Below are 240 nucleotides of genomic sequence, written 5' to 3'. Positions count from 1 at the left end.
CGTCGCCCGTACGACTCGGCGGGCGTGCACGCCTGTGGGGCGTATGGCTGTCTGGTCCTCGCCGGTCGTTCCGGCCAGGACGGACGCGGTCAGTTCCCAGGTACGGGCATCCAGGGTGTCGGGGAGGTCGACGAGACCGCCCCAGCGGGTGGGCTGTTCGAGGGCGACGACCCGGCCCAGGCCCCAGACCTGGGCCTGGGCGGTGCTGAGGAGGGGGTCCGAGGCGCCGGTGGAGACCGC

At 74.2% G+C, this 240-nt stretch carries 1 protein-coding gene; it reads right to left on the bottom strand.

The window, feature by feature from the left end:
• Positions 1-240: hypothetical protein (locus tag ACLF6P_RS30105; protein WP_415954599.1), on the bottom strand; the 240-nt coding region annotated here is incomplete at both ends.

Source organism: Streptomyces lothianensis, assembly GCF_047779955.1.
In the GTDB taxonomy this organism is placed as follows: domain Bacteria; phylum Actinomycetota; class Actinomycetes; order Streptomycetales; family Streptomycetaceae; genus Streptomyces.
This window is presented reverse-complemented; position numbering and strand designations above follow the sequence as displayed.